A 14,706-nucleotide genomic window follows, 5' to 3' on the forward strand; every position below is an offset into this window, starting at 1 on the left:
CTCCTACCCGCCGTGAAGGACCTGACTTCAGATGCCCCGTTTCATGATGGCGTCCAGCAGGCTGGGGGCCACACCGTCGAGCAGCTTGGCGGTCACGGCCATCCGGGGTGCGATGCGTACCGGGCGGGTGCGCGCGGCCGTCACCATCCAGTCGGCGGCTTCGTCGGCCGAGAGCCCCGGCATATCGACGAAGGCCTTGGTGGGCTCGATCATCGGCGTCTTCACCAGCGGATAGAACAGCGTGGTGGTGTGCACGCCCTTGGCCGACCACTCCGTCTCGGCGACCCGGCTGATCGCCGTGAGCGCGGCCTTGGACGCCTGGTACGCGCCGAAGAACGGTGACGATTCGTTCATCACGCCCCACGTCGACACGTTGATCACGTGGCCGTCGCCGCGGGCGATCATGCCCGGCACCAGCGCCCGCATCAGCCGCAGTGGCGAGTAGTAGTTCAGCGCCATGGTGCGCTCCAGGTCGTGCCAGCGGTCCAGCGATTCGATCAGCGGCCGCCGGATGGACCGGCCCGCGTTGTTGACCAGAATGTCGATCCCGCCGTGGCTTTCGAGCACCTGGGCGGCGACGGTGTCGACGGCGTCCAGGTCGGACAGGTCGGCGGCCACCGCCTCGGCGATGCCGCCGTCGGCGCGGATACCGTCGGTGAGGGCCTGCAGCAGCTCGGCGCGGCGGGCCACCACGATGACGCTGGCCCCACACGCGGCGAGTTTGCGCGCGGACGCCTCACCGATCCCGGACGACGCCCCGGTGATCAGGATGCGCTTGCCGCGCAGTTCGATCTCCGGGCCGCGATGCAGGTGTTCGGTCAGCGGCGGGCGCATGCTGGTCAGCAGCACGGCCTCGGACAGCCGGCGCAGGGGGTTCTTGGCCACCCAGCCAATCTAGAAGTAGCGCGGGAACCGGCTCCAATCCGGGTCGCGCTTTTCCAGGAAGGCGTCACGGCCCTCCACGGCCTCATCGGTCATGTACGCCAAACGCGTTGCCTCACCGGCGAACACCTGCTGGCCCACCAGGCCGTCGTCGATCAGGTTGAAACCGAACTTCAGCATCCGGATGGCCTGCGGCGACTTGCCGTTGATCTCGGCGGCCCACTGCAGCCCGGTCTTCTCCAGGTCCGCGTGGTCGACCACCTCGTTCACCGCGCCCATCTGATACATGGTCTGCGCGTCGTAGGCACGGCCCAGGAAGAAGATCTCGCGGGCGAACTTCTGGCCGGTCTGGCGCGCCAGGTAGGCGCTGCCGAACCCGCCGTCGAAGCTGCCGACATCGGCGTCGGTCTGCTTGAACCGGGCATGCTCACGGCTGGCCAGCGTCAGATCACAGGTCACGTGCAGGCTGTGCCCGCCGCCGGCCGCCCAGCCGTTGACCAGGCAGATGACCACCTTCGGCATGAACCGGATGAGCCGCTGCACCTCCAGGATGTGCAGTCGGCCGGCCCGCGCCGGGTCCACCGTCTCGGCCGTCTCGCCGGCGGCGTACTGGTATCCCGTGCGCCCCCGGATGCGCTGATCGCCGCCCGAACAGAAGGCCCAGCCACCATCCTTGGCCGACGGGCCGTTGCCGGTCAGCAGGATCACCCCGACGTCGGGGGACATCCGGGCGTGGTCGAGCACCCGGTACAACTCGTCCACGGTGTGCGGACGGAACGCGTTGCGCACCTCGGGCCGGTCGAACGCCACCCGGACCGTCGGCCGCGCGACACCGTCGACGACGTGCCGGTGGTAGGTGATGTCGGTCAATTCGAAGCCGGGCACAGGCTGCCACAGCGCGGGGTCGAACGGGTTGTCGCTCATGCTGCGACTGTATTGCGCAGCACGCTCAGGTTTGGCACAGGGTGCGCTCGGGTATCAACCTGCCGCACAGTGGCGCCGACGCGCGCCCGGTACAGGAGGGTGACGATGAAGTTCTCTGCGGGTTTGGTGACGATGGTCGCGGCGGCCGGACTGCTCGTGGGATGCTCCGCCCCTTCGATCACCGGCGGCGACACCTCGTGCAAGAGCTTCCTGGAAGCCGATGAGAAGACCCAGACCGACGCGGTCGCCAAGATGTTGAAGGACGAAAAGGGCACGGACGCAGCCCAACTGGAGATCACCGGGACCCGGCTGTCGGTCCAGACGTTCTGCCAGACGGCCGGCAAGCAGGACAGCAAGATCAAAGAGGCCCCGCACCTGTAGGGATCAGACCGGGTCGAACCGGAACACCGGGATCCGGCCGGCCAGGGCCTCGAACTCGTCGGGGTTCGGGCCGGTGACCAGTCCGGCGTTGCGGATGAAGCTCACCCCGGTGGGCACCAGCACGGGAAACTGCCGCAGGAGCGGCCGGGCCTGGTCGGCGGGCATCTCCACCATGCGCACCCTGGTCGCGGTGCGGCCCTGGTGCAGGGTGGCCTCGCCCGCGGCGCGGACATTGGCCACCCAGTCCGCGCCGGGCAGGCCGCCGACCACGTAGCGGTGCCCGTCCACGGTCATGGGAGTGACCGGGGTCGAGCGCAGCTTCCCGGATCTGCGCCCGACCACGGTGAGCACCAGCGGGCCCTTCTCGCCGCCGACGCCGAGCTTGTTCAGCCCGATCATCACCTTGTTGACGTACTTGAGCCACCAGGGCGGCCGCACCCGTTCCTGTGCCATGGCGCCAGCTTAGAGTTCGATCCCGTGCTCCCGCAGCGCCCGCACCAGCCCGTCGGGCCGCTCGACCGTGGGCAGCGGGTCGACCAGGGCGAAGGCGCAGCCGATGGCGCGGGCCCCGCCGTCGGCCTCCTCGCTGTCGCCGACCATCAACGCCTGGGCGGGGTCGACGCCCAGGCGCTGCAGCGCGATGCGGAAGATCGCGGGATCCGGTTTGATGGCGCCCACCTCGAAGCTCAGCACGTATTCGTCGGCGGCCGCACCGGCGGTGGCGAAGGCCGGCCGCAGGTCGAAGGCGATGTTGGACACCACCGCCGTCTTGATGCCGGCCGCACGCAATCCGTTCAGCGTGGCCGCGGTGTCGGGATACGGCGTCCACGACGCGGGGTCGACCAGCTTGGGGTACAGCGCCGCGGCATCCTCACCGGTGAGCCCGGATTCACGCAGTACGTGCAGGTAGGCCTCCCGGTGCAGATGCGGTTCCAGGTCCCGGCGAGACCAGTTGTGCTGCTGTTCGGGCGACATCGGCACCGCACTGCCGGTGGGGGCGGTCACCCGGCGCATCAGCTCGGCCTGCACATGGCCGTCCACGGCCTGCTCGTCCACCGTGATGCCGGCGAACCAGCTGTCGTCTTCCTCGAGTCGGAACAGGGTGCCGGAGTAGTCGAAGAGCACCGCGCGCAGATCAGTCACGGGTTCCATCTTGCTAGAACTGGTCGGGAACGCCCGGCGCCACCACCCAACCGAACGCCGTCGCCGTCCGGGCGACCGCTCCCGGGGTGAGCTCACCGACCAGGCCGGCCGAGGTCAGCGCCGCCATGCTGACCCCACCCAGGTACACGGCACCCAACTCTCGTGCGGAGATGGCGATATCCGCTGGGGCGGTGGTCCTTTCGCATTCGGCACCGTCGGGGCCGCCGCGCAGCCGGTACCGTCCGGTGTTCCACGCACAGAACTCGTCGGTGACCTCCAGCACCACGTCCAGCTCCGTCGCGTAGCGGCGCAGGACCAGGGCGGCCGGTACGTCGACCAAGCGGGTGAAAATCCCGTCGATGACCTGGCACCGCAACGCGCGCGGATCGGCGACCAGGTGTCGCAGCGGCTCGTCGACGGTGGCGCCGTCGTATTTCATGGTGCGCACCAGATCCATGTCCAGCAGGAACCGCCAGATCCGGGCGTAGGCGCGCGGGTTGGTGGCCCGGACCTCCTGGATGTGCAGCTCGGCGTCGGGGCCGGTTGCCCCCCACTGCGACTTGGGCCGGTAGACCGCGAAGGCGCTGGGTGTGCCGTCGGGCTCGTGGTGCAGGGCGAACCGGATGCGGCCGGACTCTTTGCGGCGCTCCTCGCCGTCGTGGATCCAGTGTTCCCACCAGGGGCGCGGCCGGTCCATCCGGCCGGGCAGGCCGGCGACCGCGGCGTCGTAGATGGCGGGTGCGGTGGCCAGCAGCGTCTCGGCGTCGGTCTCGGTCACCGCGCCGTCGCCGAGCTCCACCCCGGGGCGGAAGGCCAGCTCCCGCACCTGGCCGGACAGCTCGACGTTGAAGCTGGACAGGCCGTAGCCGAACCGGCCGTAGATCGATGCCTCGGAAGCGAACAGCATGGCTACCGCCTCGGTGCCCCGGGACCGGATCCGCTCCAGCTGGTGACGCATCATCGCGGTGAGCAGGCCGCGGCGCCGATGCCCGGCCGCCACCGACACCAGGGTGACGGCGGCCACCGGCACCGACGCGCCGCCGGGCAGGATGACGTTCTTGGCGAAGTCGCCGGCCGTCGCGACCCAGCGCTTACCGTCGTGAAAGCCGAAGATGCGCTCGTAATCGGTTAATTTGCGTACCGATTCGATCTCGTCCTGCTGGGGTTCCTCCAAGAACGCCGAGTACACCGCGCTCTGGAAGGTCTGGAAGTCGTCATCGTCGGTTACGGTGCGCAGGGTCAGGTCGGACACGTCCACATGCGTACCGCACGGCACCGGTGTCAGTCACGTGAATATCGGGCGGCCTTGTGCAGCAACACATCGCGCTCGCGCTCGTTGCCGGCCAGCGCCGCCGCTGTGCGAAAGGCTTCGGCGGCCTCGGCATCGCGGCCCAGCCGGGCCAGCAGTTCACCGCGCACGCTGGGCAGCAGATACGACTCGGCCAGGCCGGTGATGCCGTCGACGAGGCGCAGGCCGGCGGCGGCCCCGTCGGCCATCGCCACCGCGACCGCGCGGTTCAGCTCGACCACCGGTGACGGTGAAATCTGCAGCAGCGCATCGTAGATCGACACGATGCGGGGCCAGTCGGTGTCGGCGCCGGTCGGGGCGACGGCATGGCATTCGGCCAGCGCGGCCTGTAACCCGTACGGGCCCCAGCCGCGGCCGGCACGCGCGGTCTCGGCGCGCCGCAGTGCCTGGACGCCGCGCTGGATGCCGGCGCGGTCCCAGCGGGTGCGGTCCTGATCCTCCAGCAGGATGGCATTGCCGTCGGCATCGGTGCGGGCGGCGAACCGCGAGGACTGGAACTCCATCAACGCCAGCAGCCCGTGCACCTCTGGCTCGCCGGGCACCAGTGCCGCCAGGACGCGCGCCAGTCGCACTGCCTCGCTGCATAATTCGTCACGGATCCAGCGGCTGCCGAAGGATGCCGAATAGCCCTCGTTGTAGATCAGGTAGATGACGCCGAGCACCGCCGCCAGGCGGGACCCGAATTCGCCGCGCTCTGGCACCTCGAACGCCAGCCCGGCCAGGCTCTTCTTGGCGCGGGTGATGCGCGCTGCCACCGTCGCTTTCGGGATCAGGAAGGCCGCCGCGATCTCCTCGGTGGTCAGCCCGCCGACCACGCGCAGCGTCAGCGCGATCTGCGCTTCCCGGGACAGCACCGGGTGGGCGGCGGCGAAGATGAGCCGCAGCACGTCGTCGTCGATGCGATCGGGATCCCAGTCGTCGTCGACGTGGTCGGCCAGGTCGCGGGCCAGCACCGCGTACTTGGCGTCCAGGTTGTCCTGGCGGCGCCAATGGTCGACGGCCTTGCGTTTGGCCACCGTCGTCAGCCAGGCACCGGCGTTGCGCGGCACCCCGGTCTGGGGCCACTGGGTCAGCGCGTCGACCATCGCGTCGGCCGCCAGGTCCTCGGCCAGCCCGATGTCACCGACCCAGCGGGTCAGCGTCGCGACGACCTTGGCGGCCTCCATCCGCCAGACCGCATCGACGGTCTCGCGGATGTCGGCGGGCATACCGCCTATTCTGCCGAGGTCAGCCCACCGAACGGGCCGCGCCGGCCCAGAACTGCGCCCGCACCGCCTTCTTGTCCGGCTTGCCCAGCGCCGTCACCGGTACCGCGTCGACGACGACGACCTGCTTGGGCGCCTGCACCGAACCCTTGCGGTTCTTGACCGCGGCCTGGATCTCGGCGGTGATGGTCGCGACGGCCGCCTCCGAGCCGTCGGTACCGGGGCGCAGCACGACCACCGCCGTCACCGCCTCGCCCCATTTCTCGTCGGGGGTGCCGATCACGCACACCTGCGCGATGGCGGGGTGCTCGGCGATGACGTCTTCCACCTCGCGGGGGAACACGTTGAAACCGCCGGTGACGATCATGTCCTTGGTGCGGTCGACGATGTAGTAGAAGCCGTCCTCGTCCTCGCGGGCCAGGTCACCGGTGTGCATCCAGCCGTCCTTGAAGGTCTCCGCGGTGGCCTCGGGCAGATTCCAGTAGCCGCCGGACAGCAGCGGCCCGGACACGCAGATCTCGCCGACCTCGCCCTGGGGCACCGGCTTTCCGTCCTCGCCCAGCAGCGCCACCCTGGCGAACAGGGTGGGCCTGCCGCACGATGTCAGCCGCTTGTCGTCGTGGTCGCCCTTGGCCAGATAGGTGATCACCATCGGGGCCTCGGACTGGCCGTAGTACTGCGCGAAGATCGGGCCGAACCGGTTGATGGCCTCCTTGAGCCGCACGGGATTCATCGCCGAGGCGCCGTAGTACACGGTCTCCAGCGAGGACAGGTCCCTGGTGTGCGAATCCGGGTGATCCATCAGCGCGTAGATCATCGACGGCACCAGCATCGTGGCGGTGATCTTCTGCTCCTCGATCACCCGCAGCACCTCGGCCGGGTCGAACTTGGTCAACACCACCAGTTCGCCGCCCTTGATGATGGTCGGCACGAAGAACGCCGCGCCGGCATGCGACAGCGGGGTGCACATCAGGAACTTCGGATGCTCGGGCCACTCCCACTCGGCGAGCTGGATGGTGGTCATCGTGGTGATGGACTGCACGGTGCCGATGACGCCCTTGGGCTTGCCGGTGGTACCGCCGGTGTAGGTGAGCCCGCCGATGTGGTCCGGGGCCAGGTCGGCGGCGACCAGCGGTTGCGGCTGGTACTTGGCGGCCTCGGCGGCCAGGTCCTTCGCGACACCGTTGAGCGCCTCGGGGACGGGGCCGATGGTGAGCACCTGCGTCAGCGTGGGCACCTTCTCCAGCAGGCCCAGGGCCCGCTCCACGAAGGCGGGCGTGGGGTCGATGACCAGCGTGCTGACCTCGGCGTCGGTCAGCACGTAGGCGTGGTCGTCCAGCGAGCCTAGAGGGTGTAGTGCGGTGCGGCGGTACCCCTGCGTCTGCCCGGCACCGATGATCATCAGCACCTCGGGACGGTTGAGTGACAGCAGTCCGACCGCGGCACCGGTGCCCGCCCCCAGGGCCTCGAACGCCTGAATGTACTGGCTGATGCGTTCGGCCAGCTGACCGCCGGTCAGCGTGGTGTCGCCGAGGAACAGCACGGGCTTGTTTCTGTTGCGCTTGAGGGCGCCGACGGTGAGGTGTCCGGAATGGATCGGGTGGCGCAGCAATTCGTCACTCATACCGACACACTAGAACGTGTTCCAGAAATGAAGCCAGGGGATGCCCCGAATTCCCCGGCGGCGCGCGGCACCGCCGGGGAATTCGGGATCAGGACCTCAGCGCCCGGCGGCCGCGCGGGCGGCTGCGGCGGCCTTCTCCGCGAGGTCGGCCCGCCACTGGATCTCCTTCTGGATCCACTCGTTGTCCTGTGGGAACTCGTCGGACTCGCTGACCCGGCGCACCTCCAGCTTCACGCCAGGCCCGAGCGGGCACTTGCGCGCCCATTGCTTGGCCTCTTCCTTCGACGACACGTCCAGGATCCAGAAGCCGTTGAACAGTTCCTTGGTCTCGGCGTACGGGCCGTCGGTCACCACCGGCGGGTCGGCGTCGAAATCGACGACGAAGCCCTCCTCGGGCGGGGTCAGTCCCTCACCGGCCAGCATGACGCCGGCCTTGATCAGTTCCTCGTTGTAGCGGCCCATCGCGGCGATGATCTCGTCGAAGTCGACGTTCTCGGCGACGAACTCCTCGGCCGCCGGGGTGGACCGCATGATCAACATGTAGCGCGACATCGTGTTCTCTCCTCGGGTTCGGGGCTCTTGCCATCTTTTCGGGTGGCCCTCGCTAGTACGTCGAGCGACACCCCCGCCAAATCGACACGCACGCGGAAAAAACTTTGAACAATCGTCTCCATGCCCGCCGACCTGGTCATCAAGGGACACATCCGCACCGTCGACGACGCCCGGCCCACCGCGCGCTCGCTGGCGGTGGCCGACGGCCGAATCGTCGCCATCGGGATGGAGCCGGACGACACCGACGCCTGGGTGGGCCCCGACACCACCGTGCTCGATATCGGCGACGGGTGCGTGCTGCCCGGGTTCGTCGAGGCGCACGGCCACCCGTTGATGGAGGCCGTCGCGCTGTCGGACCGGATGGTCGACATCCGGCCGGTCACGCTGCGCTCGGCGGACGACGTCGTCGCGGCCGTCCACGCGGAGGTCGCCCGCCGCGGCGCCGACGGCGCGTACCTGAACGGCTGGGATCCGCTGCTGCAGCGCGGCCTGCCCGAGCCCACGCTGGCGTGGCTGGACGGCATCGCCGACACGCCGCTGGTGATCATCCACAACTCCGGGCACAAGGCGTTCTTCAACACCGCGGCGGCCCGCGTCGCCGGTCTGGACCGCGACACCCCCGATCCGTCGGGCGCCAGGTACGGCCGCAACGCCGACGGCGAGTTGGACGGCACGGCCGAGGAATCGGCCGCGGTGTTCCCCCTGTTGGGTGGGGCCATCAAGGTCAGCGACTACCCGGCGATGCTGATGGCCGAGTGCGCCCGGCTGAACCGGGCGGGGCTGACCACGTGCTCGGAGATGGCGTTCGACCCGATGTTCCGTCCGATGCTGGCGGCGCTGCACGACCGGTTGACGGTGCGGCTGCGCACGTATGAGATGTCGACCGCCGACCTGCACACCGACGCACAGCCCGGCGACGGCGACGACCTGGTCCGTCAGGTGGGCATCAAGATCTGGGTTGACGGTTCGCCGTGGATCGGCAATGTCGACCTGACCTTCCCGTACCTGGACACCGAGGACACCCGCATCATCGGTGTGGTCCCGGGCTCGTGTGGACACGCCAACTACACCCGCGAGCAACTCACCGAGATCGTCGGCACCTTCTATCCCAAGGGTTGGCAGATGTCCTGCCATGTGCACGGCGACCACGGGGTGGACACCATCCTGGACGTGTACGAGCAAGCGCTGCAGGCCAATCCGCGCGCCGACCATCGGCTGCGACTGGAGCACGTCGGGGCCATCACCCCGGCGCAACTACAGCGGGCGCATCAGCTGGGCGTCACCTGCAGCCTGTTCGTCGACCAGTTGCACTACTGGGGTGACGTGATCGTCGACGGCTTGTTCGGACCGGAACGCGGTGAGCGGTGGATGCCGTGCGGCTCGGCGGTGGCCACCGGCATGCGGATCTCGCTGCACAACGATCCGCCCGTCACGCCAGAGGAACCGCTGCGCAATATCGGCGTGGCCGCCACCCGCACGGCGCCCAGCGGCCGGGTGCTGGCACCCGGGGAGCGGCTGACGGTGCAGCAGGGCCTCCGAGCGCAGACCATCGACGCCGCCTATCAGCTGTTCGCCGACGACGTGATCGGTTCGCTTGAGGTGGGCAAGTACGCCGATCTCGTTGTGCTGGCCGCCGATCCGTTGCAGACCGCACCCGAGGACATCGCCGGAATCGAGGTGCGGGCGACGTTCCTGGCCGGCCGGCAGGTTTACCCGCAACCGCCCACCGGCACCGTGTGACAGAGTTGAGCCGTGAAATACGGGCAGGGCTGGGAGCCGAAGGCGGTGGACTGGTCCTCGACCCGGGGCCGCATCCTGCTCGAGGCCTCGGTGCTGTTCGCCCAGCGCGGCTACTTCGGCACGTCGACGCGGGATATCGCCGATGCCGTCGCCATTCGGCAGCCCTCGCTGTTCCATCATTTCCAGGCCAAGCACGAAATCTTCCGCGCCCTGGTCGAACTCGACCTCGGGCCGACCATCGAGCGCATGCAGCGCCGACTCGACGAGACCACGTCGTGGGCGGAGAAGCTGCACCTCGGGATCGCCTACGACGTGCTGGAAAGTCTGGCCCAGCCGTTCGATGCGCGCGGGCTGTACCACGATGCCGTGCTGGCGCTCGACGCGTTCGAAGCCGAGCGCGAGGGGATCGCGGTGTTCCACGACCAGGTCGAGCGGCTGGTCGACGGTGGCCGGGCCGCCGGCGAGTTCGTGGCCTTCGAGCCGGGTTTCGTGCTGCGCGTGATCAACGGCACGCTGTTCGAGACGCTGCGTGAGCAGGGCGGCCCGTCCGGTTCGATGCACGGTGAGCGCCCCTTGCAGGCAGCCGATTTCGTGCTGCGGGCGCTGCTGGTGGACCAGTCCCGGTTGCCCGCTGTGCGGGAGGTGACGCGCGGTCGGTTGCCCGCGCCGGCGTCCGTCGACGCCCACTGACACCCGTCTCCTTCGGTGACGACTGCGTTAACTGTGTAAAAAACTCTGCCCAACGCTTCCCTATCGACCGATAGCGGCCTATCGTTCGATAGGCACCCAGGTGTGAGCTGAGCCACGCCGGATCGGTACGACCTTTGGAGGAACGTTGAAGAAAGTTCTGCTCACAGGGCTGGCAGGGGCCGCGCTGTTGGTCACGTTGCCGGCCATGGCCGCCTGCTCGTCGTCGGACTCGTCCTCGCCACAGCCCAGCGGCCCGGCCAAGGTGGCCCCGCCGGCCATCCTGCAGGCCGGCACGCTGAAGATCTGCGCCCCGAACGACGGCACCCCGCCCAACGTCTACCACGACGAGACCGGCGCCCTGGCGGGCAGCGAAGTGGACCTGGGTAAGGCGCTCGCGGCCGAGTTGGGGCTCAAGCCGCAATTCGTCGAGTCGGCGTTCTCGGCCGTCATCCCGACCCTGCAGGCCAAGCAGTGCGACGTCATCATGGCGCAGCTCTACATCAAGCCCGAACGTGAGGCGGTGGTCGACTTCGTGCCGTATGTGTACTCCGGCACCGGAATTGCGGTGTCCAAGGACAAGCCGGCGGCGGTCACCGGGATGGACGACAGCCTGTGCGGCAAGAAGGTCATCGTGGCCGTGGCGACCACTGCCGAATCGCTGGCCACCGAGCAGTCCGAGAAGTGCACGGCCGCAGGCAAACCCGCCGTCGACATCAACCGCAACAGTCACGCCGACGTGGCGCTGCAGCAGGTGCAGAACGGGCAGGTCGACGCCTACCTCGACACCGCTGAGACGCTGGGCTACTACGCCACCAAGACCGGCGCCAAGATCCAGATGGCGGGCAAACCGTTCGGCACCATCAAGATCGGCGCGGCAACACTCAAGGGCAACAAGGAACTACACGACGCCATCGCAACGGCGCTGGCCGCTCTGGAAACGGGCGGCACCTACGACAAGATCATGACCCAGTGGGGCCAGACCGACCTGAGCATCCAGAAGTAGCCGGTGATGAATTTCGATTGGCAGTTCTTCTGGAAGGCGCTGTTCACCCCGAGCGGGCCGTTCCTGGACGGGTTGGTGCTGACCATCGTCGTGTCCGTGGTGGCGATGGTGCTGGCCACCCTGCTCGGGCTGGTCCTGGCCTTGATGCGGCGCTCGCAGTTCGCCGCGGTGCGCTGGTGTGCCGGCGTGTACATCTGGGTCATCCGCGGGACGCCGCTGCTGGTGCAGCTGGTCATCATCTACACCGGCCTGGCGGCGGTCGGGCTGTACCAATTCCACGATGTCTCGCTGGCCGGGCTGTCGGTGAAGGCCGCCGTGCAGGCCGCCATCATCGGACTGATGATCAACGAGAGCGCCTACATCGCCGAGATCGTACGGGCCGGACTGGATTCCGTGCCCAAGGGACAGTTCGAGGCGGCGGCGTCGCTGGGCATGACCCCGATGAAACTGATGCGGTGGATCATCGTGCCGCAGTCGCTGCGGGTCATGGTCCCGCCGCTGGGCAACTCGTTCAACGGCATGATGAAGACCACCTCGGTGCTGTCGGTGATCGGCGTCAGCGAGATGTTCCTGGTCACCCAGTCCATCAGCTCGGCGACGTTTCACACCTTCGAGATCTTCATCGTCGCCGCCATCTATTACCTTGCACTGACCACGATCTGGACCTTCGTCCAGGCCGCCATCGAGAACCGACTGGCCCGACAGCTGGGTATCCAGGCGCGGGTCCCGATCACCCAGCGGTTGCTGGGCGCCCGGCGGGCCACGCCGAACCCGGCCCTGCAGCCGCAGGCATGACCGTTCCGTCAGGAGAACCAGTGAACGACAACGAAAGTGCTCCGATCGTCTCGGTCCGGGACGCGCGCTGCACACTGGGCGGCCGCCGGGTGCTCGACGACGTCAACCTCGACATCGACAGGGGCCAGGTGGTGGTGCTCATCGGACCATCCGGGGCAGGAAAGACGACCCTGCTGCGATCGCTGAACCACCTCGAGGAATTGGACAGCGGCGAGATCCGCATCGCCGGGCAGTCCATCGCGCACGGTGCGGGCGGCCGCAAGATCGGCAAGACCGAGCTGGCCCGCAGGCGGCGCGAAATCGGGTTCGTCTTCCAGCATTTCAACCTGTTCCCGCACATGACGGCGCTGGAGAACGTGTGGAACGCGCCGGTCCGGGTGCTCGGCCGGCCGAAGGACAAGGCCTGTGCCGACGCGCGGGCACTGCTGCAGCGAGTCGGCCTGGGGGACAAGGCGGACTCACGCCCCAGCCAGCTCTCGGGTGGGCAGCAGCAGCGCGTGGCGATCGCCCGCGCCCTGGCCATGCGTCCCAAGGTGATGCTGTTCGACGAACCCACCAGCGCACTGGACGTCGAGATGGTGGGTGAGGTGCTCGCGGTGATGCGTGAACTCGCCCGCGACGCGATGACGATGGTGGTGGTGACCCACGAGATGCGGTTCGCGCGGGAGGTCGCCGACCGGATCATCGTCATGGACGCGGGCCGGATCATCGAGGACGCGCCACCGCAGGAGCTGTTCGCCAGCCCGAAAAGCGAACGCACCAAAGCGTTCCTGTCCACCATTCACTGACCGCCGGATACCGGCACATCCTCACGAGGGAGTTGTTCAGCAGTGCCCACGACCAACGGTGCGTCGCCGTTCACCGGCGCCGTCGCCACCCCGCACATCCTGGCGACCGAGGCGGCGACGGCCGCCTACCGCGACGGCGGCAACGCGATCGACGCCGCGATCGCCGCGGCCGCCGTGCTCACCGTCGTCTACCCGCACAATGTCGCGCTCGGCGGAGACCTGATCGCGTTGGTCCGTACCCCGGACGGGGCGGTGCGCTGCGTCAACGCCTCGGGCTGGTCCGGGACCGGTGCCGATGCCGCCCGGATGCGCGCCACCCACGACGGTGCCCTTCCGGTGCGCGGTGCCGAGCCGGTGACCGTGCCCGGGGGCGTCCGCGGCTGGGAGGCCCTGCGGGACTTCGGCGCTCGGCTGTCCTGGGATCGGCTGCTGCAGCCGGCCGAGCGCGCGGCGCAGGCCGGGGTTCCGGTGGCCGAATCACTGGACCGGCACCTGCGCGATCCCGAAAATACCGACCTGTTCGGCATGGCGGATTTCGACAAGGTGTTCCGTCCCGCGGGGCGTCCGCTGCGACGCGGGGAGCTGTTGCGGCAGCCCGCCCTGGCGGCAACCCTGCGGGCGCTGGCCGGTGCCGGGCCCGACGAGTTCTACACCGGCGGTCTGGCCGATCGCACGGTGCGGTATCTGCGCTCGCACGGCTCGGTGCTCGACGCTGCCGACTTCGCCGAATTCCGGCCGGAAATCACCGATCCCATCGCGATGGACTTCCATGGTCTGACCGTGCTGACCAGCCCGCCGAACACGCACGGGTTCGTGATGCTGCGGGCCCTGACGGCCATCCGGAATCTGGGCCTGACCGCGCCGCTCGGCGCCGATCTCGGCGTGTTGATGCGAGTGTTCCACCAGGCCAACCGATTACGGTCGACCCGGTTGGCGGATCCGCGACTCGCGCGGGTCGACGTCGCCGCGCTGGTGGACGGAGACCTCGCGGCCGGGGCGCCGCTGGGATCGGCGCTGGGGGCCGCGCGGGCGGTGCCCGGAGGTGACACCGTCGGCGTCGCCGCGGCCGACGAGGACGGCTTCGCCGTTTCCCTGATCCAGAGCGTCTACCACGCCTTCGGCTCGGGCCTGATCGATCCGCAGACCGGCATCCTGTTCCACAACCGTGGCACCAGCTTCTCCCTCGACCCGGAGTCCCCGAATGTCCTTGCGCCCAGGAAGCGCCCGCTGCACACCTTGATGCCGGTGCTGACCACCCGCGACGGTGCGGTGAGTCATGTGCTGGCGACGATGGGCGGGCAGGGCCAACCGCAGATCCTCACGCAGGTGCTGCTGCGCATGATCGCCGGGGCGAACGCCGCGGACGCGGTCGCCGCGCCCCGCGCGGTGGTCGGGCAGCAGGTGGCCGGCTGCACCGACGACACGGTCGTCGTCGAGACCGGCGTCGACCCCGCCGCGACGGCGGCGCTGGCCGCATCCGGTCTCGACGTGGTGGACGTGCCGCGGCACACCGAAGGGCTGGGGCAGGCCAACGTGGTACAGGTCGGCGAGGACGGGCGGTTGATCGCGGCGGCGGATCCCCGCGCGGACGGTTCGGGTGTCGTGGCCCAGTTCCCGCGCCATCACCGGGCGGCCGGCCCGGTGAGCTGAGCACCGAACGGGTTTGCCGG

General features: G+C 69.0%; 15 protein-coding genes. 7 read left to right on the plus strand and 8 right to left on the minus strand.

Annotated features, from left to right (window positions below; translation table 11 throughout):
• Positions 1-27 precede the first annotated feature (27 nt).
• Complete coding sequence (locus BN977_RS21600; RefSeq protein ID WP_036401399.1) at positions 28-885, minus strand: SDR family oxidoreductase; 858 nt, start codon at positions 883-885, stop codon at positions 28-30.
• Between the two features lie 9 nt (positions 886-894).
• Positions 895-1,806, minus strand: a complete 912-nt coding sequence (locus BN977_RS21605; RefSeq protein ID WP_036401402.1) for a 1,4-dihydroxy-2-naphthoyl-CoA synthase — start codon at positions 1,804-1,806, stop codon at positions 895-897.
• A 105-nt stretch (positions 1,807-1,911) separates the two neighbouring features.
• Between BN977_RS21605 and BN977_RS21610 the strand changes: the two genes are divergently transcribed.
• The gene (locus BN977_RS21610; RefSeq protein WP_024450767.1) at positions 1,912-2,187 is read left to right on the plus strand and encodes a hypothetical protein; all 276 of its coding nucleotides are present in this window, start codon (positions 1,912-1,914) and stop codon (positions 2,185-2,187) included.
• A gap of 3 nt (positions 2,188-2,190) precedes the next feature.
• Here BN977_RS21610 and BN977_RS21615 read toward each other — a convergent pair whose 3' ends face one another.
• From BN977_RS21615 to BN977_RS21640, 6 genes are all read right to left on the minus strand, one after another.
• Entirely contained in the window at positions 2,191-2,640 is a 450-nt protein-coding gene (locus BN977_RS21615; protein WP_036401406.1) for a nitroreductase family deazaflavin-dependent oxidoreductase, read from the minus strand.
• Positions 2,641-2,649: 9 nt separating this feature from the next.
• Positions 2,650-3,330, minus strand: coding sequence for an HAD family hydrolase (locus tag BN977_RS21620; protein ID WP_024450765.1), 681 nt, complete (start codon positions 3,328-3,330; stop codon positions 2,650-2,652).
• Between the two features lie 13 nt (positions 3,331-3,343).
• Positions 3,344-4,582: a GNAT family N-acetyltransferase gene (locus tag BN977_RS21625; protein WP_036404128.1), complete on the minus strand. Its 1,239-nt coding sequence runs from the start codon at positions 4,580-4,582 to the stop codon at positions 3,344-3,346.
• Between the two features lie 29 nt (positions 4,583-4,611).
• A complete protein-coding gene (locus BN977_RS21630) occupies positions 4,612-5,847 on the minus strand; it encodes an RNA polymerase sigma factor (protein ID WP_036401412.1) in 1,236 nt (411 codons plus the stop codon).
• Positions 5,848-5,866: 19 nt separating this feature from the next.
• Complete coding sequence (gene fadD8 / locus BN977_RS21635) at positions 5,867-7,468, minus strand: fatty-acid--CoA ligase FadD8 (RefSeq protein WP_036401415.1); 1,602 nt, start codon at positions 7,466-7,468, stop codon at positions 5,867-5,869.
• 96 nt (positions 7,469-7,564) lie between these two features.
• Entirely contained in the window at positions 7,565-8,020 is a 456-nt protein-coding gene (locus BN977_RS21640; protein WP_036401418.1) for a YciI family protein, read from the minus strand.
• Positions 8,021-8,140: 120 nt separating this feature from the next.
• Here BN977_RS21640 and BN977_RS21645 point away from each other — a divergent pair, with 120 nt between their 5' ends.
• The 6 genes from BN977_RS21645 to BN977_RS21670 all read left to right on the plus strand — a co-directional run bounded on the left by BN977_RS21645 (position 8,141) and on the right by BN977_RS21670 (position 14,686).
• A complete protein-coding gene (locus BN977_RS21645; protein ID WP_036401421.1) occupies positions 8,141-9,760 on the plus strand; it encodes an amidohydrolase in 1,620 nt (539 codons plus the stop codon).
• A 12-nt stretch (positions 9,761-9,772) separates the two neighbouring features.
• Positions 9,773-10,450: a TetR/AcrR family transcriptional regulator gene (locus BN977_RS21650; RefSeq protein WP_024450759.1), complete on the plus strand. Its 678-nt coding sequence runs from the start codon at positions 9,773-9,775 to the stop codon at positions 10,448-10,450.
• A gap of 145 nt (positions 10,451-10,595) precedes the next feature.
• Positions 10,596-11,453: an ABC transporter substrate-binding protein gene (locus BN977_RS21655; RefSeq protein ID WP_024450758.1), complete on the plus strand. Its 858-nt coding sequence runs from the start codon at positions 10,596-10,598 to the stop codon at positions 11,451-11,453.
• 6 nt (positions 11,454-11,459) lie between these two features.
• Positions 11,460-12,248 carry an amino acid ABC transporter permease gene (locus BN977_RS21660; RefSeq protein ID WP_036401424.1) on the plus strand — a complete coding sequence of 263 codons (789 nt, stop codon included), beginning with the start codon at positions 11,460-11,462 and terminating at the stop codon, positions 12,246-12,248.
• Entirely contained in the window at positions 12,245-13,036 is a 792-nt protein-coding gene (locus BN977_RS21665; RefSeq protein ID WP_051561793.1) for an amino acid ABC transporter ATP-binding protein, read from the plus strand. Before BN977_RS21660 ends, BN977_RS21665 begins: the two co-directional genes overlap by 4 nt.
• A gap of 42 nt (positions 13,037-13,078) precedes the next feature.
• Positions 13,079-14,686 carry a gamma-glutamyltransferase family protein gene (locus BN977_RS21670; RefSeq protein ID WP_036401431.1) on the plus strand — a complete coding sequence of 536 codons (1,608 nt, stop codon included), beginning with the start codon at positions 13,079-13,081 and terminating at the stop codon, positions 14,684-14,686.
• Positions 14,687-14,706 lie beyond the last annotated feature (20 nt).

Origin of the sequence: Mycolicibacterium cosmeticum (assembly GCF_000613185.1) — a bacterium.
Taxonomy (GTDB): Bacteria; Actinomycetota; Actinomycetes; order Mycobacteriales; family Mycobacteriaceae; genus Mycobacterium; species Mycobacterium cosmeticum.

What these genes read in the sequence shown, in the direction of transcription:
- BN977_RS21605 (WP_036401402.1), bottom strand. Translation starts at nt 1,806, where the DNA reads ATGAGCGACAACCCGTTCGACCCCGCGCTGTGGCAGCCTGTGCCCGGC.
- BN977_RS21610 (WP_024450767.1), top strand. Translation starts at nt 1,912, where the DNA reads ATGAAGTTCTCTGCGGGTTTGGTGACGATGGTCGCGGCGGCCGGACTG.
- BN977_RS21615 (WP_036401406.1), bottom strand. Translation starts at nt 2,640, where the DNA reads ATGGCACAGGAACGGGTGCGGCCGCCCTGGTGGCTCAAGTACGTCAAC.
- BN977_RS21630 (WP_036401412.1), bottom strand. Translation starts at nt 5,847, where the DNA reads ATGCCCGCCGACATCCGCGAGACCGTCGATGCGGTCTGGCGGATGGAG.
- fadD8 (WP_036401415.1), bottom strand. Translation starts at nt 7,468, where the DNA reads ATGAGTGACGAATTGCTGCGCCACCCGATCCATTCCGGACACCTCACC.
- BN977_RS21640 (WP_036401418.1), bottom strand. Translation starts at nt 8,020, where the DNA reads ATGTCGCGCTACATGTTGATCATGCGGTCCACCCCGGCGGCCGAGGAG.
- BN977_RS21645 (WP_036401421.1), top strand. Translation starts at nt 8,141, where the DNA reads ATGCCCGCCGACCTGGTCATCAAGGGACACATCCGCACCGTCGACGAC.
- BN977_RS21660 (WP_036401424.1), top strand. Translation starts at nt 11,460, where the DNA reads ATGAATTTCGATTGGCAGTTCTTCTGGAAGGCGCTGTTCACCCCGAGC.
- BN977_RS21665 (WP_051561793.1), top strand. Translation starts at nt 12,245, where the DNA reads ATGACCGTTCCGTCAGGAGAACCAGTGAACGACAACGAAAGTGCTCCG.